The organism is Fusobacterium sp. FSA-380-WT-3A (genome assembly GCF_012843705.1).
Lineage (GTDB): Bacteria > Fusobacteriota > Fusobacteriia > Fusobacteriales > Fusobacteriaceae > Fusobacterium_B.
Genome location: NZ_JABAFQ010000011.1, coordinates 1 through 19,857, shown reverse-complemented (window position 1 = coordinate 19,857; position 19,857 = coordinate 1). Strand labels below are relative to the sequence as shown.

Genomic DNA, 19,857 nt, shown 5'->3' with positions numbered 1-19,857 from the left:
TTTTTCCTCCACAAATCTATTTTATTGTCTTATTTCTCCTAAGTATTTAGTTTTTACAATACCTAAAATTTTAGCTTGTACTTTATTTATTTCTTCTTCATTTAAAGTACCTTTTTTATCTCTCATTACAACGCTTATTGCAACAGATTTTTTACCAGATTCTATATGTTCTCCTCTATAGATATCAAATAATCCAACTGATTCTATAAATTCAGAGCTTTTCTTAATAGCTTCTATCATATCTCCTACAAGAACACTTTCATCTAATACAATAGCAAAATCTCTTGTAACTTCTGGATATTTTACAACTCTTTCATATTTTATCTTTTTATTCATATATTGTTTTAATAAAGAAACATTCATTTCAGCTATATAAGCTCTTTCTTTTAATATATCCATTTTTTCAGAAATTTCTGGATGGATTTCTCCAAATGTTCCAACAACTAATTTTCCTATCATTACATCTGCTGCTCTTCCAGGATGGAAATTTTTATCAGTTGTTCTTACTATTTTATATCCTTTAATTCCTATTTCTTGAAGATACTCTTCTACATATCCTTTTAATACATAAAAATCATATGCTTCTGGTTTTGGATTCCATAAAGTTTTTTCGTCTCTTCCACAAATTCCAATAGCCATATGGATATCTTCTTTTGCTAATAAATCATCTGTTTTTTCAAAAACTTTTGCTACTTCAAATATCTTTATAGAATCTTGATTTCTATTTAAGTTTTCTTTTATATTATTTAATATACTATAAATTAATGTAGGTCTCATCATAGCCATAGTTTCAACTATTGGATTTAATATCATTATTTCTTCTTTTTCTATATGTAACATATCTTTTACTTCTCTAGGAATAAAGCTATAATTTATAACTTCTTGTAATCCTATTTTAGCAAGAGCATCTTTAGATTCATCCATAAGTCTTATAACTTCATTTTTAACTCCAGCAGTTATATCTTCTATTGGCATTTTATCTTCTATATTTTCAAATCCATACATTCTTATAACTTCTTCATATAAGTCAGCTGGTCTAAACAAGTCTCCTCTATAACTAGGGGGAACAACTTTTAAAATTTCTCCATTATCTTCTACTTTTAAATTAAGATTTGTTAAAATTTCTATGATTCTCTCTTTTGGAATTTCTTTTCCTGCAAATCTTCTTAATTTTTCTATATTTAATTCTATCTCTGTTGATTGATATTTTTCAGGATAAACATCTACCATTTTTCCAACAGATTCTGGATTTGCTAATTGTAATACAAGGTCTGTGACTCTATCTAATACAGTAGGAACATTTTCCATATCAGTTCCTCTTTCGTTTCTGTATCCTGCATCACTTACTATTCCAAATTTTCTTCCAGCTTTTCTTATATCTTCAGGAGTAAAGTAAGCAACTTCTATAAAGATATCTTGTGTATCTTCTTTTATTCCACTTCCTAATCCTCCCATTATTCCTGCTAGTCCAGAAGGTTTTTCTCCATCAGCAATTACTAACTCTCCATTAACATCTATTTCTTGTCCCATAAGAGTAACTAATTTTTCTCCCTCTTTTCCCCTTCTAGCAATAACTTTTCCACCAGCTATCTCTTTTAAATCATAGATGTGAATAGGTTGATTATATTCAAACATTACAAAATTTGAAATATCTACTATATTATTAATAGGATTTAATCCCATAGCAATTATTCTTTTCTTTAACCATTCTGGAGATTCAGCTACTTTTACTCCACGAATAACTCTACCAGCAAATCTTTTACATCTTTCTCTATCTTCAATTGAAATTTCTATTGAATCATCTGTGAAAGTTACATTATTTAATTTTTCAATTTTTGGATATTTAACTTCTCTTCCATAGTAAGCAGCTATTTCTCTAGCTATACCTATATGTGAAAGACAATCTGGTCTATTTGGAGTTATCTCTAATTCAAATACAACATCATTTAAACCAACATATTCTCTATATTCCATTCCTATAGGAGCATCTTCTGGTAATATTATAATTCCAGAGTGGTCTTTTCCAAGTCCAAGCTCAGCCTTAGAACAACACATTCCACAAGATTCAATTCCTCTTATTTTACTTTTCTTAATTTTGAAATCTCCTGGTAATACAGCTCCTATTTTAGCTACTACTACTTTATCTCCTAATTTATGGTTTGGAGCTCCACAAACTATTTGTAATGGTTCTTCTTCTCCAACATTTACTTTTAATAAAGATAGTTTATCAGCTTCTGGATGTCTTCCATATTCTATTATATGTCCAATAACAACATTGTCTAAATCTTTTCCTTGAACATCTATAGCTTCTACTTCTTGTCCTATCATTGTTAAAGCTCTTTCAAGCTCTTCTATATTTTCATTTATATCAACATATTGCTTAAGCCATTCTAATGAAATTAACATTCTTTCTCACTCCCTTATTTAAATTGTTTTAAAAATCTTGTATCGTTTTCAAAGAATGCTCTTAAGTCATCTATACCATGTCTTAACATAGTTATTCTTTCTATTCCCATACCAAACGCAAACCCTGAAACTTCATCTGGATTATAACCAACAGCTTTTAAAACCTCTGGGTCAACCATTCCACAACCCATAATTTCTAACCAACCACTATTTTTACAAACTCTACATCCTTTTCCTTTACATATTACACATTCAACATCCATTTCAGCACTTGGTTCTGTAAATGGGAAAAAGTGAGGTCTAAATCTAACTTTAGTATTTTCTCCAAATACTTTTTCCATAAATGTAGTAAGTATAGCTTTTAAGTTTGCAAAAGATATATCTTTTCCAACCATTAATCCTTCCATCTGATGGAACATTGGTGTATGAGATACATCATAATCTGGTCTATAAACTTTTCCTACACATACCATTCTAAATGGTGGTTTTTTCTCTAACATATATCTTATTTGTACTGGAGAAGTTTGAGTTCTTAAACAAACTTCATCAGATATATAGAAAGTATCAGTTATATCTCTTGATGGATGAGATTCTGGAATATTTAAAGCATCAAAATTATATTTTACAAGCTCTATTTCAGGTCCATCTGCTACATCAAATCCCATGTCCATAGCTATTTTCTTTAATAAATTAGCTGTTTCTGTCAATGGATGAAGTCTTCCTAATTCTACTTTTTTTCCTGAAAGAGTTATGTCTATTACTTCCTCTTTTAGTTGTTTCTCTTTTAATGCTTTTGTTATTTCTTCTCTTTTAGATTCTATAAAATTAGTAATCTCTTCTCTAATTTCATTTAATAATTGTCCTATTACAGGTCTCTCCTCAGAAGAAAGATTTTTCATCCCTTTAGAAATTTCTGTTATAAGCCCTTTTTTTCCTAAATACTTTACTCTAAAATCTTCTACTTCTTGTAAAGTATTTAATTGTAAAATTTCTTCTTTTGCTTGTGCTTTAAGCAAAGATAATTTTTCTTTCATTTTGCCTCCCCTAAAGATTATTTAACTTCTTTATGAATTAATTTTATATTTTTGTCTTCATTTATAGTAATAACCCCATAGCTGCCACATAAGACAGCTCCAGGGTTAAAATATACAACTTCTTCTTTTTCTCTTAAATAAGGAGAATGAGTGTGACCAAAAATTACTAAATCTGCTCCAATCTCTTTTGCTCTCACTTCTATTTGAAAATAGTTTCTTTTTACTCCATAAATATGTCCATGAGTTATAAAAAACTTTCTATTGTCAATTTCTACAAATTCTTCATCTTTAAAAGAGCTATTATAGTCACAATTTCCTCTTGCACAAATAAATTTTATCTCAGGGAAGGCATATTCCATATCTACTACATCTTCATAACCATCTCCAGAAAATAAAACCATTTCAGGATTTTCCATTTTTATTATTCTGTATAATCTTTCAAAACAACCATGAACATCTGATATCACTAATATTTTCATTTTTCTTCCTTACTAAATTAAGCTATAAACAATGTTGTTTCAGCTTGTTCCATAATTTTTATTCCAACTCTTTTTGTTAATTTTTCATATAAATATGAATTACTTAAGTTACCCATTATTAAAATATCTTCCTCTTTACAAATTTGTAAAAAGGCATCTGAATCTGATTTCAATAGTTTTACAGATTCAACTTTTATTCCTTTTCCTTCCATAAATGTATTAAGATAATTTTCTTTTTTCTCTTCTTCTGGATCTTCCTCTAATGAATCAACTAATTCAAAAGATTTTATCTCTTCTATATGTGGAAAGATATTACTAAATCTTTGGAAACTTTTATTAACTTTTGTTCCATCATCATTAGCTACAGCTATTTTATCAAGTTTAAGAGCTTTATCTCTCACAACTATTATAGGTTTATAGAATCTTTTCATTAAAACCACTAAATCTTCTGTGAATCTTTCTTCTTTTTCAATCAGTAACATATCTGATTTTTTTAACTCTTGTATAACAACTTCTGGAGTTATTCCAAATTGAACTTCTAATTCTGCATCTATTCCATTTTCTTTTAATTCAGCTTTTATTTTTTCTATTTCTCTCTCTTCAAAAGCATTCCATTCTTTACTGATACCAGCTAACATTGGTTCTAACATAATTCCGTCTACTGCATTTGGTAAAAATTCTTTTTTTCTTACATCTCTTACATGGAAAGGTCTTATTTTAAAACCAAAATTATCCCTTAAATAAATAGCACTGTCTATAAGATTTTTTCTGTTATAACCATTTCCTAAAACTAAAAGTACATTTTTTATCATAAAAAACCTCCTTAATTGCTATAAACTGATTAATATTACATCTCTTCATCTTCGTTGTCAAAAGTTTTAAATAGATTGTCTTCAGACTTAACTTCTTCTATTTTTTCATTTACATTTTCTAAATTTTCTTGTTCTTCTTCTGAAATTATTCTCTCTTCATCCTTTTCACTTTTTACTTTAACAACTGCAACAACTTTTGTATCTTCATCAGTTTTCATTATTTTAACTCCTGAAGTAGCTCTTCCATGAACAGCTATAGATTCTACTGATGTTCTGATAACTACCCCTGAAGAATTTATTGCCATGATTTCTTCATCTTCTTTTACAGGTTTAACCCCTATGATTTCGCCTGTTTTTGAAGTAAGTTTAAAGTTTATAATTCCTTTTCCACCTCTGTTTTGAGTTGTATATTCTACTACTCTTGACCTTTTTCCAAATCCATTTGAAGTTACTGTAAGAATAGTTTCATTTTCTGGGTCTGTTATTAAAAGAGCTGATACTACACTATCTCCCTCTCTTAAATTTATTCCTTTTACTCCTATAGCTGACCTAGAAATACTTCTTACTTCATTTAATTCCATTCTAATTGAATATCCTAATTTAGTCGCTATAAATAATTGGTCTGATTCTTTTCTTATTAATCCAGCAAATACTAAGCCATCTCCCTCTCTAAAATTGATAGCTATTTTACCATTACTATTGATATTAGCATATTCCATTAAGTTTGTTTTCTTGATAGTTCCATCTCTAGTTACAAAAATAACTTCTTTCTTTTCAGAAAATTCTCTTACTTTTATAATAAAAGCTGGTTTTTCATCCTCTTGGAAATTGATTATATTACTTATTAATTTTCCTCTAGATTGTTTTGATGTTTCAGGTACTTCATAAGCTTTCATTCTATAAACTCTACCTTTATCAGTGAATATCATCACAGTATCTAGATTATTCATCACAAACATGTCTTCAACAAAATCATCTTCTATTGTATTTTGACTAGATACTCCTCTTCCACCTCTTTTTTGAGCTTTATAATTATCTATACCTATTCTTTTTACATAACCTTTATTTGTTATAGTTAATAAAACTTTTTCATCTTTTATTAAATCTTCAACATCAATATCTTTTCTTTCGTCTTCTATCAATGTTCTTCTATCATCATTATATTTCTCTTTTATTTCGATTAATTCTTGCTTCATTATATCATATATTTTTTGTTCATCAGCTAAAATTTCTTTATATTCTTTAATTTTTCTTTCTAATTCTTGGAATTCTTGCTCTATTTTTTCTCTTTCAAGACCTGTTAATCTTTGTAATTTCATATCCATAATAGATCTTGCTTGAATATCTGTAAAAGCATATTTACTCATTAAAGCTTCTTTAGCTGTATTTCCATCAGATGAATTTTTGATAAGTTCTATTATTCTATCTATATTTTCTAAAGCTATTCTAAATCCTTGTAAAATATGGTCTCTTTTTTCAGCTTTATCTAATTCAAATCTTGTTCTTCTAGTTATTATTTCAAATCTATGTTTTACATACTCCTCTAAAACTTCTTTAAGATTCAAAACTTTAGGTACATTATTTACTAAAGCTAACATTATTACTCCAAAAGAAGTTTGAAGTTCTGTATATTTATATAATTTATTTAAGATGATTTCAGGTTCTTCACCTTTTTTCAATTCAATAACTATTCTTATTCCATCTCTATCTGATTCATCTCTTAAATCAGAAATTCCAGTAATTTTTTTCTCTTTAACTAATAAAGCAATTCTTTCTATTAGAGCAGATTTATTTATTTGATAAGGAATTTCGTTTACAATTATAGCTTGTTTTCCATTTGAAGCATCTTCTATTTTAATTTTCGCTCTTAATTGTATTTTTCCTCTTCCTTTTGTATAAGCATCTATTATTCCTTTTTTACCATTGATTATTCCTCCAGTAGGAAAATCTGGTCCAGGAATATAATCTACAAGTTCTAATGGAGTTATATCTCTATTGTCTATTAAAGCTAAAGTTCCATCTACTAATTCTCCTAAATTATGAGGAGGGATATTTGTAGCCATTCCAACAGCTATTCCAACAGTTCCATTTAATAATAGATTTGGAATTTTTGCTGGTAAAACCACAGGCTCATCTAATGAATCATCAAAGTTTTTTCTAAAATCTATGGTATCTTTATCTATATCAGCTAGAATTTCATCACTTATCTTAGCCATTCTAGCCTCAGTATATCTCATGGCAGCTGCTCCGTCACCATCTATAGAACCAAAGTTTCCATGTCCATCTACAAGTTCATATCTATAGTTAAAATCTTGAGCCATTCTTACCATAGCTCCATATACAGCACTGTCTCCATGAGGATGATATTTACCTAAAACCTCTCCAACAATTCTTGCACATTTCTTGAAAGGTTTATCATGTGTCATACCTAATTCATTCATAGCATAAAGTATTCTTCTATGTACAGGTTTTAATCCATCTCTTACATCTGGTATTGCTCTACTTACGATTACACTCATTGAGTAATCTAAGTAACATTGTTTCATTTCTTCTTCTACATATCTATCTATAATATTAGACATTTCTACCTATTTCCTCCTAATTAAATATCTAAATTCTTAACAAACTCTGCATGAGCTTCTATAAATTCTCTTCTTGGTTCTACTTTATCTCCCATTAGTTTGTCAAAGATTAAGTCAGCTTCTCTAGCATCATCTACTTTAACTTGATAGAAAGTTCTAACATCTGGGTCCATTGTTGTTTCCCATAATTGTTCTGGATTCATCTCTCCAAGACCTTTATATCTTTGTAATGTATATTTTTTATTTTCTCCATCCATTTTTATTTGGATTTCTTTTAATTGTTTATCTGTATAAGCATATTGAATAGATTTTCCTGATGAAATTTTATATAATGGTGGTTGTGCTATATAAATATGTCCATCATGTAATAAATCTACTAAATATCTATAGAAGAATGTTAAAAGTAATGTTCTAATATGAGCTCCATCAACATCAGCGTCTGTCATTATAACTATCTTTCCATATCTTAATTTATTTATATCAAAATTATCTCCAATTCCTGTTCCAAAAGCTGTAATCATAGACCTGATTTCACTATTTTCTAATGCCTTATGAAGTCCTGCTTTCTCAACATTTAATATTTTTCCTCTAAGAGGTAATATAGCTTGGAATCTTCTGTCTCTTCCTTGTTTTGCTGACCCTCCAGCAGAATCTCCCTCTACTATATATATTTCACATTCCTCTGGATTTTTTGAAGAACAATCTGCTAATTTTCCTGGTAATGAACCAACTTCTAAAGCTGATTTTCTTAATACAAGCTCTCTAGCCTTTTGAGCTGCCTCTCTAGCTTTTTTTGAACTTAAAACTTTATCAATTATAACTTTCATATCTGAAGGATTATCTTCTAAATACATTTTTAATTGGTTTCCTACTATTGAAGATACTACTCCTGTAACTTCTGAGTTCCCTAATTTAGTTTTTGTTTGTCCTTCAAATTGTGGTTGAGGAATTTTTACAGAAACTATAGCAGTTAAGCCCTCTCTAATATCACTACCTTGTAATTTTCCATCTTTATCTTTTAAGTAACCCATTGCTTTACCTAAATCGTTAATGACTCTTGTAAGAGCTACTTTATATCCACTTACATGAGTTCCTCCCTCATGAGTATGAATATTATTTACAAATGAATATATAGTTTCTCTTTGATTTGTATTATAAAGCATTACAGCTTCAAATATAACTCCATCAGCTTCTCCAGACATATATATAGGTTCTTTTATAAGTTTTATAGAATCACTTTCTACATCTTTTATATAATCAATAATTCCACCTTGAAATTCTAGTTCAGCACTCTTTATAGGGTCTTTTCTCTTATCATTTAATTCTATTCTAAGACCTTTATTTAAATATGCTAATTCTTTTAATCTTGTTTCTAATGTCTCATAACTATAAATTAAAGTTTCAAATATCTCTCCATCTGCTTTAAAAGTAACTTTAGTTCCTGTTTCACTAGCTTCTCCTATTATTTTTACATCTTCTTCTGGTTTTCCTCTATCATACCTTTGAAACCAGATTTTTCCATCTCTTTTTACTTCTACCTCAAGCCATTCTGATAAAGCATTAACTACTGAAACTCCAACTCCATGAAGTCCTCCTGATACTTTATAGTTATCATTTTCAAACTTTCCTCCAGCATGAAGTACTGTAAGAACTATTTCTAAAGCTGACTTTCCATATTTAGGATGCATACCTGTTGGAATCCCTCTTCCATTATCTATAACTTCGATTATATTATTTGGAAGAACATTTACTATAATCTTATTACAATATCCTGCCAAAGCTTCATCTATTGAGTTATCTACAATTTCCCAAACAAGATGGTGTAATCCCCTCTCTGATGTTGTTCCTATATACATCCCTGGTCTTTTTCTAACTGCTTCTAACCCTTCTAGGACCGTAATATTTTCTGCTTGATAATTACTCATTTTTCCCTCCAAATTTATATTAAAACTTTTAATTTTTATTAATTACTGTCTGTATTGGAATTCCTCTACAACTGTCACATATATTTCCACTACCTAAAAAAATACTTCCACATATATTACATTTTTTATATCCTTTTTCTAAAAGTATTTTTTCTCTATTTTTTGATAATCTTTTTAAATATTTTATACTATCTTCTATTGATTTATTTTCAACCTCAAATTTTTCTGGTATTATTATTTTTTCATCTTTTGTTTCTTGAAACTCTTTTTTTATTTTTTCTAATTGAAATTTATATTCTATATTTATCTTACCTATTTTAAAAACAATATTTTTTATATATTCATTTCCTAAAAATTGATTAATCTTTTCTATATATTCTACTTTTTTACCATTCATATAATGTAAATATGATGAACTTTCTACCTTTATATATAAAACATCATCTTTAAAACCTATTATTTCTGATACTTTATAAAACTTTCCAACAATTTCTTCCCAACTTCCAATAAGTATAGCTATCCTAAGAGTTTTACTCTTTTTCATAGCTTCTTCTATCATCCCTTCCATATCAACAATTCTCATAAATTTCTCCTGCTTTTACATAAAAAATCTGAGCTTCTATGTCCATTTTATCTGTTGAGGTTATAATTACTTGTATATCTCTTTTTTTCAAATAATCTAAAATATTTTCTTTTCTAATAGAATCAAAATAAGAAGACACATCATCTATTAGAAATATTGGATTTTCTTTTTTTTCTTTTAATATCATATCAATTTCTGAAAGTTTTAAAGAAAATATTATAGATTTCTTTTCCCCTTGAGATGAAAATGATTTTGCTTCTCTACCATCTAATAAAAATATAAAATCATCTTTTTGAGGGCCAACATTAGAATATCCATATCTTATCTCTTTAAAAAATTCCTCTTTTATTTTCTCTCTAAATAAATCTTCTATATATTTTAAATCTATTTTTTTTATTTCTCCTAAAAAAGAACTATATTTCAAAGATAACTCTTTTTTATTATCAAAAAGTTTTCTATAATTTAAATTTAAAATTATAGAAATATTTTTTATATACTCTAATCTTTTTTTTATTAATCTCGCTCCATATTTTATAAACTCTTCTTGATATATGGAGAACATTTCATTTTTATAATTTCCCTCTTTTAAATATTTATTTCTAATTTTTAAAAGCTTATTATATTCCTTAAGATTTTTAAAATATTCTTCACTTCCTTGTGAAATTTCACCATCAAAAAATTTTCTTCTGACTGATGGAGTTCCGACTATAAGCTCTATATCCTCTGGAATAAATGAAATAACATTTACTTTTCCATAAAATTCATCATAAGGTATCTTTTTTTTATTTGAAGAATACTCTTTCTTTAAACTATCTATTTTTATGCTCAGATTTTTTTTATTAATTCTATCTTCATATTCTATATAACAACCAACTTTATTTTTTCCATGTTTTATCATTTCTAAATTTTTGGCTGTCCTAAAACTTTTCCCTGTAGCACTAAAATATATAGCCTCAATTATAGAAGTTTTTCCTTGTCCATTTTTTCCTAGAAATAAATTTATTTTAGGAGAAAATTTTACATTTCTATCTATTAAATTTCTAAAATTTACATAATTTATTTCTAGAATTTTCAAAGTTTCACCTCTTAAATTTCTATTATTCTATAACAAATATTTTTCCAAGAGCTTCTACTTTATCTCCTGGATATAATTTTTTTCCTCTTCTAGTTTCTACTTCTCCATTTACTTTTACTTGTTCTTCAGCTATCATATCTTTTGCATGAGAACCTGTTTCAGCAATTCCAACCCATTTTAAAAATTGGTCTAATTTTATAAATTCTGTATTTATAGCAATTTTTTCCATATTTTTCTCCTTAAAAAATTTTAATTTACTCTATATTTTATCATAAATCGCTAATTTTTTCAAATTTTGAATATAGTATAAATAAAAAAAAGACAGATAACTCTGTCTTTTTTACGCTTCTTTTACTTCAAATACATCTACTAATCTTTCTATTTGTTTTTTTAAATGAGTGGATTTACTTAATTCCTCTTCAAAAGAAATAGATATTGTTGAATCCTTTTCTTCAACATCAAGAGATATATTTCTTATTAAAATTCCTAACCTACTTGTAAGTCCCATTAATCTACTTAATGTCCATGGTGTATATCTCGCTTTTATATAAAGTGTTGTCATAATTATATACCTCCTTCTATCTATTTCAAAATCATTTCATCTAAGTTTCCTTTTGCTGGAACCATTGGAAAAACATTTTCCTCTTCAGCAACCTTTACATCAAATAATACAGGTTCATCTGTAAATAAATTTTCTTCTAAAATTCTTCTTAAATCTTTTGGCTTTTCAACCCTTATAGATTTTATCCCATAAGCTTGACCTAATAAAACAAAATCAGGATTACAATGCATATCTACTGAAGAATATCTTTTATCATAGAATAATTCTTGCCATTGTCTAACCATTCCTAAATATGAATTATTAATAATTATTATTTTAATTGGTACTTTATATTGAAATACTGTCATTAATTCCTGAGATGTCATTTGAATTCCCCCATCTCCGACAATAGCCACTACATTTTTATCAGGTCTTCCAATTTTTGCCCCTATAGCAGCTGGAAGTCCAAATCCCATTGTTCCTCCACCACCAGAAGTACAAAGTGGATTGTGTAAATCATAAAATTGAGCTGTCCACATTTGATGTTGACCTACATCAGTAACCACAATAGCATCTTTCATTAAATTACTTACCTCTTCAATTACTTCTTGAGGTTTTATAACTTCTGAATCTTTCTCATAAGTAAAAGGATTTTGTTCTTTCCAATTTTCAACCTTTTCATTCCAGTAAGAAAATTCTTTTTTATTTACGAGAAAAGTAATTTTTTCTAAAACTTCTTTTACATCTCCCACTAGATGAGTACATTGTTTATTTTTATTTATTTCAGCATAATCAATATCTACATGTATTACTTTAGCATTAGGAGCAAAAGTTTCTAAATTACAGGTCACTCTATCATCAAATCTCATTCCTAAGGCTATTAGTACATCAGCCTCTGTAACAGCTAAGTTGGCTGAAACACTTCCATGCATTCCTAACATTCCTAAAGATAATCTATGATTTAAAATTCCCAATCCCATTAGAGTAAAAGCTATTGGAGAATTTATTTTTTCTGCAAATTTTCTTAATTCATCTTTACTTTTTTTACATCCTCCACCAGCTAAAATTAAAGGTCTCTTACTAGAATTTATTATTTCCACTATTTCATCTACTGAATCTAACTCTTCTTTAGGAAATTTTTTTATATCTTTTTTGTATAATTCTTCAAATTTTTCTACTTCCATAGTCAATGTTTGAATATCTGAAGGAAAATCTATAAGTACAGGACCTTGTCTTCCTTCTAATGTTAAATAGATTGCTTCTTTCACTACAGGAACTATTTCTTCAATACTTCTTATTAAAAAGTTATGTTTTGTTATAGGCATTGTTATTTCCATTATGTCAGACTCTTGAAATCCATCTGTTCCAATTTCTTTAGTTCCAACCTGCCCTGTTATTGCTAAAAGAGGAATAGAATCCATAAAAGCTGTCATTATTCCTGTTACTAAATTTGTAGCTCCAGGACCTGAAGTAGATAAACATACTCCAACTTTTCCAGTAGCTCTAGCATAACCATCAGCACTATGACTGGCCCCTTGTTCATGTCTTGTAAATATATGTCTTATTCCTTCAAAGTCAAATAGCTCATTATATATTGGAATTACCTTCCCTCCAGGATATCCAAATATTGTATCTACTCCCTCTCTTTTTAAAACTTCTAATAAAATTCTAGCTCCTGTAATTTTCATAAAAGCACCTCTAATCCTCTTTACATTTCTCTAAATCTTTTCAAACATGTACTATTATTTTCTTTTAATATAGGGTTAAATTTTTTCTTTCTTTCCTCTATCTCTTCATCACTAAGCCTTACATTTAATTTACCATTAGGAATATCAATATCAATTATATCTCCCTCTTCCACTATTCCTATCTCTCCACCTAAAGCAGCTTCTGGACTAACATGTCCTATTGAAGCTCCTCTTGTAGCCCCAGAAAATCTTCCATCTGTTATTAATGCCACCTCTTTATCTAACTTCATTCCAGCTATTGCTGAAGTTGGAGTAAGCATTTCCCTCATTCCAGGTCCACCTTTTATCCCTTCATATTTTATTACAACTACATCTCCACTTTTTATTTTATTTCCATATATAGCTTCTACTGCTTCCTCTTCTGAATTAAATACTCTAGCTGGTCCTGAATGAATTAACATCTCCTTTAATACTCCAGCTGATTTTACTATAGAACCCTCTTTAGCTATATTTCCTCTAAGAACTGTTAATCCTCCAGTAGTATTATATGGATTTGTTACCTCTCTTATTACATTATTATCTTTTACCACTACTTTTTCTATCAATTCTTTTTGAGTCTTTAAAGAAACTGTAGGAGTTGGATTTACTAAATTTAATTCATTTAATCTTTTCATAACTCCTAAAATTCCTCCAGCCTCATCTAAATCTTCTATAAAATCTTTTCCTGATGGAGAAAGTTTACAAAGTTGTGGAGTTTCTTGAGAAGCTTTTTGGAAATCATCTAAATTTATATCAACTCTCATATTTTTTGCAATTTCACAAAGATGTAAGGCTGTATTTGTAGAACCACCTAAAGCCATATCAACTCTTAAAGCATTATAAAATCCATCTTTTGTCATTATATCTGATGGTCTTAAATCTTTTTCTAAAACTTTCATAATTTGCATTCCTGTAAGTTTTGCTAAAAGAAGTCTTTTTGAATATACAGCTGGAATTGTTCCATTTCCTGGTAAAGCCATTCCTAAAGCCTCTGTTAAACAATTCATTGTATTAGCTGTATACATTCCTGAACATGACCCACATGTTGGACAAGCACTATTTTCAGATTCTATTAGTTCTTCTTCTGATAAAATACCTTTTTCATATTCTCCAATATATTCAAATAAATCACTTAAACCAATTTTTTTATTTCTAAATTTTCCAGCTAACATTGGTCCACCACTTACAAATATTGATGGAATATTTAATCTAGCTGCTGCCATTAACATTCCTGGTACTACTTTATCACAACTTGGAATAAATACCATAGCATCAAAAGGCATTGCCATTCCTGTGGCCTCAATAGAGTCAGCCACAATTTCTCTTGTAACTAAAGAATATTTCATCCCCTCATGATTCATAGCTAATCCATCACATACAGCTATTGTATTAAATTCCATTGGTAAACCACCAGCTGTTCTAACTCCAGCTTTTACAGCTTCCACTATTGTTTTTAAATGCATATGTCCTGGAACTATCTCATTAAAAGAACTAGCTATTCCTATTATTGGTTTTCTTGACTCCTCTTCTGTAATTCCTAAGGCTCTTAATAAAGACCTATGAGGGGCCCTTTTAGCCCCATATTTAACCTCATCACTTCTCATATAATTCTCTCCTTATTTTTCAATCCAAGACATTAATTTTCTAAGTTCTTTTCCTACTTTTTCTATATCATGTTCTCTAGCTTCTTCTCTTTTCTTATTTAAAAATACTTGTCCAGCTTTAGAATCAGCTAGAAATTCATCAGCAAATTTTCCAGATTGAATATCTTTTAATACATCTTCCATAGCTTTTCTTGTATCCTCTGTAATAATTTTTGGTCCTGTTAGGAAATCTCCATACTCAGCTGTGTTAGAGATTGAATGTCTCATCTTTGTGAAACCTCCTTCATAAATCAAATCTACTATTAATTTCATCTCATGTAAACATTCAAAATAAGCATTTACTGGGTCATACCCAGCTTTTGTTAAAACTTCAAATCCTGTTTGAATAAGTGCTGTTACTCCTCCACATAATACTGCTTGTTCTCCAAACAAATCTGTTTCTGTTTCTTGTTTAAATGTAGTTTCTAGAATTCCTGACCTTCCTCCACCAATTCCACTAGCCCAAGCTAAAGCCACTTCTTTTGTATCTCCACTAGGGTCTTGTTTTACAGCTACTAAACAAGGAACCCCTCTTCCCTCTTGGAAAGTTCTTCTTACTAAATGTCCTGGCCCCTTAGGTGCTACCATAAATACATTTACATCTTCTGTTGGTTGAATTTTATTAAAATGAATGTTGAAACCATGTCCAAATCCTAAATATACTCCCTTTTTTAGATTTGGCTCAATCTCATTTTTATATGTGTCAGCTTGTGTTTCATCTGGAGTAAGAATCATTACTACATCAGCATCTTTTACAGATTCTCCAGTTTCTTTTACTGTAAATCCAGCTTCCTCAGCTACTGCCCAAGATTTCGAACCTTTTCTTAAACCGATTGTAACATCCATTCCATTCTCTTTTAAATTTAATGAGTGGGCATGTCCTTGTGACCCATATCCAACTACTGTTATTTTTTTTCCTACCAATTTATCTAAATTACAATCCACATCATAATATACTGTTGTTCCTAAAATATTTCCTGCCATCTTTATTCCTCCTAAATTTTTTATTTTTATTATTTTAATTTTTTACTATTAACCAAGGTCTATTTTCTTCCCATAAAATCTTTACTTTGATTCCATATAATCTAAATAAATTTTCTTCCGTTAATACTTCTTCTTTTTTTCCTGTAACTAACATTTTTCCATCATTTCCTAAAATAGCCACATGAGTTATTTCTGGTATAATCTCATCTATTTGATGAGTTACATATATAAGGGGAACTCTTTTTTCTTTTATTGTTTTTCCAAGAGTTTTTAAATAATATTCTCTTGATTTTAAATCTAACCCTGAGCAAGGTTCATCTAAAATTAACAATTCTGGATTTGCCATAAAAGCTCTTGATAATAAAACTTTTCTTTGTTCTCCTTGTGATAAAACTTCATATTTTTTATTTTTTAAATGTTCTAAATTAAAATCTCTTAATAATTCTTTTCCTTTTTCTATATCATTTTCATTTATTTCATCATATATTCCAATGGTATTATATTTTCCTGATAATATTACTTTTTCAACTGTTTGATTATTTAATGTTCCTGAAAATATCTTTAAATTTGAACTTACAAAACCTAATTTTTTTCTTATTTTAGGCCAAGCATAATTTCCAAACTTATTTCCAAATACCCAGAAATCTCCTTTTGTTGGAAAAGTATAAGCTGGTATCATACTAAGAAGTGTTGATTTTCCTGTTCCATTAAGTCCTAATAATACCCACATCTCATTCTCTTTTATAACCCAATCTATTCCTGTAAGTATTTTTCTTCCCTCTCTTATAAAAGTTATATCTTTAAAACTTAATATCTCTTTTCTGTCCATAAGCATTCCTCATTAAAATTTGTATAAAAAAAGAGATTCAATGTATTTCCATTGAATCTCTTAATCACTTCTAAACTATTTTTATTCTATCAATACAAACTATGCAAACCTACTTAAGCATAATTTCTTTGGTAGCACAAAAATATTATTAGTAGTTTTAAGTAAATCCAATGGATTATTCTTAATTATTATACTAATAATTATTATTGATATTATGCTTATTATTATAGTATTTTGCATTAATGTCATTTTTAAATTTTTCCTTTCATTTTTATTTGTGATAAGTTTACCAAAATTTTAATATAAAGTAAAATATAAAAAATATATTTATTGTATTGTTTTTATATATTCTTTATTTAGATATATGTATTTCTCCTATAGAAAATTTCTCTCTTTTTCCATTAATCTCTATTATCATTTCACCACTATTATCTATCTCTTTAGCAATTCCATTCTTTTGATTTCCATTTCTTAAATCTATTTTTATATGCTTATCCAAGAGATAATTTTTAGTATTTAGATAATTTAAAATTTCATTCCAATTACCACTTAAATAATAGTTAATATTTTCCTTAAAATCTTCTATTACTTTAAAAATAACCTCTTCAATATCATATTGTTTTTTAGTTATATCACTTAAAGAACATCCTCTAGAAGCTACTTCTCCTGTTATTTTATTATTTAAGTTTATTCCTATACCAATAATAAAATCTTCTCTATTTTTTTCAACTAAAATACCACTTATTTTTTTATTATTTATATAAATATCATTTGTCCATTTAAATTTAAAATCCAAATCTTTTTCTAATATTTCAAAAGTTCTTAAAAGAGAATATCCTACAACCAATGGAAGTTTCATGTATTGAGAAATATCTATATCAGATTTTTCTTTTAAAACAAAACTAAAATAGGCTCCTCCTTCTTCTGAAGCCCAATAATTTCCTCTTCTCCCTCTTCCTGAATTTTGAGTACTAGCTATTGCTACTTCATATTCATCTTTTTCTGGTAACTCTTTTAAAAAAGTATTTGTTGAGTTTATCTCTTTAAATCTGTGTATTCTCATCTTTTTCCTCCACCAAAAATCTCCATATTCCATTTCTTCTTCTCCACTCACCTTTACACCCACAAAGTTGAGCTCCTTGTTGAAAATGAAGCATTGCTATACCCATATCTATTTTTTCATATCCAAAATTTTCTTCAGCTGAAATTGTAATAATTCCATTCTCTATAATATCAAAAGTCCAAGGTTGTTTATTTCTGGCAGAAGGGGCTTTTCTAACAAATTCAATTCCTTTCATTACCCATTTTTCTGATTCTTTATCTAATTTTTTTATATTTGGAAAAATTTCATAAATACCTTTTCTCTTTTTTCCTATCAAAGAAACCAATTTTTCAAATCCATTTTTTTTATCTGAAATAGTTTTTCCAAAGGCTATTAAACAATAAATTCTTTCACTATAATCTAAATTAATATCCTCTTTTATTTCATTATGGTCATAAGTGGCTCCAACCCAACAAGTTCCAAATCCCATTTGTACAAGTTTTAAAACTAAATATTCTCCATAAAAACCTATTTTCTCAGCTATCTTTTTTTCTTTAGAATCTCCTATAAGAGCTATATAAGAATTACATCCTCTAATTAATCCATATGAAGCAAAACCATCAAATATCTCATCACCATCATTTACAATTACTTTAAAATTAAGTCCTCTTTCCTCATTAATTTCATCCAGTACTTCTACTATTTTTACCTCTTCTTCAACAGTAATCTCTTCATCTGTAAATTTCCTTCTTGAAGTTCTTCTTAATATTTCACTCGTCAGATTCTCCTCTATTTTCATTAATTTCCTCCTAATTATACCTTACCAACAAATATATTGTTGCTACTATTAAAGTTTGAATAGAGATTGATGCTCCAAATTTTAAAAATTTTACAAAATCTATTTTACAACCAGCTTTCTTAGAAGCTGTTACAGCTACAACATTAGTAGCTGAAGCTAACATTGTCATATTCCCTCCTAAACAAGAACCAAAAGATAGTGCCCACCATAATCCTTTTATATTTGTTTCATCTTGAAAAGCTGGTAACATTACATTTACTATTTTTGAAATAGTAGCAGCATTAGCTACATTTCCTATTATAGATGTAAAAAATCCTGAAATCCAAGTTATTGATATAAGGGCTAAACTAAAACTTCCTTCTGTTAATTTGATAAGTTTATTTCCAATAAAATCAATTATATGTAAATTTTCAACTCCTGTTATCATCATAAAAAGCCCAATAAAGAAAAACAAGGTTTCCCACTCTACATTTTCTAATATCTCTTTTGGTTCTTTTTTAGTTAAAACAACCAAAAATATTGCTCCTGATAATGAAATTATTGCTAATCCTTTATTAATAAAATTATTTAATACAAATCCAACTAAAACTAATAAAAATATTATCATTGAAATTTTTAAAACTTTCTTATCTTTCAAAGAACGACTAGAATCCATTTCCATTATTCTTACTTTTAAATCTCTTGATATATGCACTTTTCTGAAATAAAAGAAATAAACATTTCCTAGTAAAATAATCATTGAAATAATAGCCATAGGAGCTGTATTTAATAAAAATTCATTAAATCCTAGTCCTCCTTCTGAGCCTATAATTAATTGTGTAGGATCCCCTATAAGAGTTGATAATCCTCCTATATTAGCTGACATTATCTCTGTCATAACAAAAGGAAAAGGGTCTATTCTCAATTCGTTAGCTAGTAATATTGATATAGGACACATCAATAAAATTGTTGTTACATTATCTAAAAATGCTGAACATAGAGCTGTTATTATTGATAACATAACTATCAACCTAAAAGGCTCCCCTTTTGTAAATTGAGCCACTTTTATTGCAAACCATTGAAAAACTCCTGTTTCTGAAATAATATATACCATCATCATCATTCCTATTAATAACAATAATATTTCTAATCTTTCATAAACAGCTTTTAAAGCTTCCTCTTCATTTAAAATTCCTATTAATGACATTACTAGTCCACCTAACATAGTAGCCCAAGCACTAGGAACTTTTTCTGTGATTATCAAATAAAATGTTAATATAAAAATTAACATTCCACTAATTAAGTAAAACATTCTACCTCCAATATAAATTAAGTATAAATTAAATATGTAGTACTTTTTTTATTATATCGTATCTTCTTATTACTCCATATAATTTTCCATTTTCTACTACATATA

At 28.2% G+C, this 19,857-nt stretch carries 17 protein-coding genes; all 17 read right to left on the bottom strand.

All coding sequences use genetic code 11. The annotated features are described in order from the left end of the window. Positions 1-21 precede the first annotated feature (21 nt). Positions 22-2,406 carry a phenylalanine--tRNA ligase subunit beta gene (pheT, locus tag HF862_RS07075; RefSeq protein ID WP_170187209.1) on the bottom strand — a complete coding sequence of 795 codons (2,385 nt, stop codon included), beginning with the start codon at positions 2,404-2,406 and terminating at the stop codon, positions 22-24. 14 nt (positions 2,407-2,420) lie between these two features. Next, positions 2,421-3,440 carry a phenylalanine--tRNA ligase subunit alpha gene (pheS, locus tag HF862_RS07070; RefSeq protein WP_170187208.1) on the bottom strand — a complete coding sequence of 340 codons (1,020 nt, stop codon included), beginning with the start codon at positions 3,438-3,440 and terminating at the stop codon, positions 2,421-2,423. Positions 3,441-3,457: 17 nt separating this feature from the next. Beyond that, a complete protein-coding gene (locus HF862_RS07065; RefSeq protein WP_170187207.1) occupies positions 3,458-3,919 on the bottom strand; it encodes a YfcE family phosphodiesterase in 462 nt (153 codons plus the stop codon). Between the two features lie 17 nt (positions 3,920-3,936). Beyond that, positions 3,937-4,731 carry a hypothetical protein gene (locus HF862_RS07060; RefSeq protein ID WP_170187206.1) on the bottom strand — a complete coding sequence of 265 codons (795 nt, stop codon included), beginning with the start codon at positions 4,729-4,731 and terminating at the stop codon, positions 3,937-3,939. Between the two features lie 35 nt (positions 4,732-4,766). Continuing rightward, entirely contained in the window at positions 4,767-7,313 is a 2,547-nt protein-coding gene (gyrA, locus tag HF862_RS07055) for a DNA gyrase subunit A (protein ID WP_170187205.1), read from the bottom strand. 20 nt (positions 7,314-7,333) lie between these two features. Next, positions 7,334-9,238 carry a DNA topoisomerase (ATP-hydrolyzing) subunit B gene (gene gyrB / locus HF862_RS07050; protein ID WP_170187204.1) on the bottom strand — a complete coding sequence of 635 codons (1,905 nt, stop codon included), beginning with the start codon at positions 9,236-9,238 and terminating at the stop codon, positions 7,334-7,336. 28 nt (positions 9,239-9,266) lie between these two features. Beyond that, positions 9,267-9,821, bottom strand: coding sequence for a DUF721 domain-containing protein (locus tag HF862_RS07045; protein WP_170187203.1), 555 nt, complete (start codon positions 9,819-9,821; stop codon positions 9,267-9,269). After that, complete coding sequence (locus HF862_RS07040; protein ID WP_170187202.1) at positions 9,808-10,896, bottom strand: DNA replication/repair protein RecF; 1,089 nt, start codon at positions 10,894-10,896, stop codon at positions 9,808-9,810. Before HF862_RS07040 ends, HF862_RS07045 begins: the two co-directional genes overlap by 14 nt. 22 nt (positions 10,897-10,918) lie before the next feature. Continuing rightward, positions 10,919-11,125 (bottom strand): S4 domain-containing protein YaaA, encoded by a 207-nt coding sequence (gene yaaA / locus HF862_RS07035; protein ID WP_170187201.1) that lies wholly within the window; start codon positions 11,123-11,125, stop codon positions 10,919-10,921. A 111-nt stretch (positions 11,126-11,236) separates the two neighbouring features. Continuing rightward, entirely contained in the window at positions 11,237-11,458 is a 222-nt protein-coding gene (locus tag HF862_RS07030) for an ACT domain-containing protein (RefSeq protein ID WP_170187200.1), read from the bottom strand. Between the two features lie 20 nt (positions 11,459-11,478). After that, positions 11,479-13,125, bottom strand: a complete 1,647-nt coding sequence (gene ilvB / locus HF862_RS07025) for a biosynthetic-type acetolactate synthase large subunit (RefSeq protein WP_170187199.1) — start codon at positions 13,123-13,125, stop codon at positions 11,479-11,481. A gap of 20 nt (positions 13,126-13,145) precedes the next feature. Further along, a complete protein-coding gene (gene ilvD, locus HF862_RS07020; protein ID WP_170187198.1) occupies positions 13,146-14,768 on the bottom strand; it encodes a dihydroxy-acid dehydratase in 1,623 nt (540 codons plus the stop codon). 12 nt (positions 14,769-14,780) lie between these two features. Continuing rightward, entirely contained in the window at positions 14,781-15,791 is a 1,011-nt protein-coding gene (gene ilvC, locus HF862_RS07015) for a ketol-acid reductoisomerase (protein WP_170187197.1), read from the bottom strand. Positions 15,792-15,825: 34 nt separating this feature from the next. Continuing rightward, positions 15,826-16,620 (bottom strand): ABC transporter ATP-binding protein, encoded by a 795-nt coding sequence (locus HF862_RS07010; protein WP_170187196.1) that lies wholly within the window; start codon positions 16,618-16,620, stop codon positions 15,826-15,828. 352 nt (positions 16,621-16,972) lie between these two features. Further along, positions 16,973-17,683: a biotin--[acetyl-CoA-carboxylase] ligase gene (locus tag HF862_RS07005; RefSeq protein ID WP_170187195.1), complete on the bottom strand. Its 711-nt coding sequence runs from the start codon at positions 17,681-17,683 to the stop codon at positions 16,973-16,975. Continuing rightward, positions 17,664-18,461 (bottom strand): nitroreductase family protein, encoded by a 798-nt coding sequence (locus HF862_RS07000; protein ID WP_170187194.1) that lies wholly within the window; start codon positions 18,459-18,461, stop codon positions 17,664-17,666. Before HF862_RS07000 ends, HF862_RS07005 begins: the two co-directional genes overlap by 20 nt. A gap of 10 nt (positions 18,462-18,471) precedes the next feature. After that, a complete protein-coding gene (locus HF862_RS06995) occupies positions 18,472-19,752 on the bottom strand; it encodes an ArsB/NhaD family transporter (RefSeq protein ID WP_170187193.1) in 1,281 nt (426 codons plus the stop codon). Between the last annotated feature and the right edge of the window lie 105 nt (positions 19,753-19,857).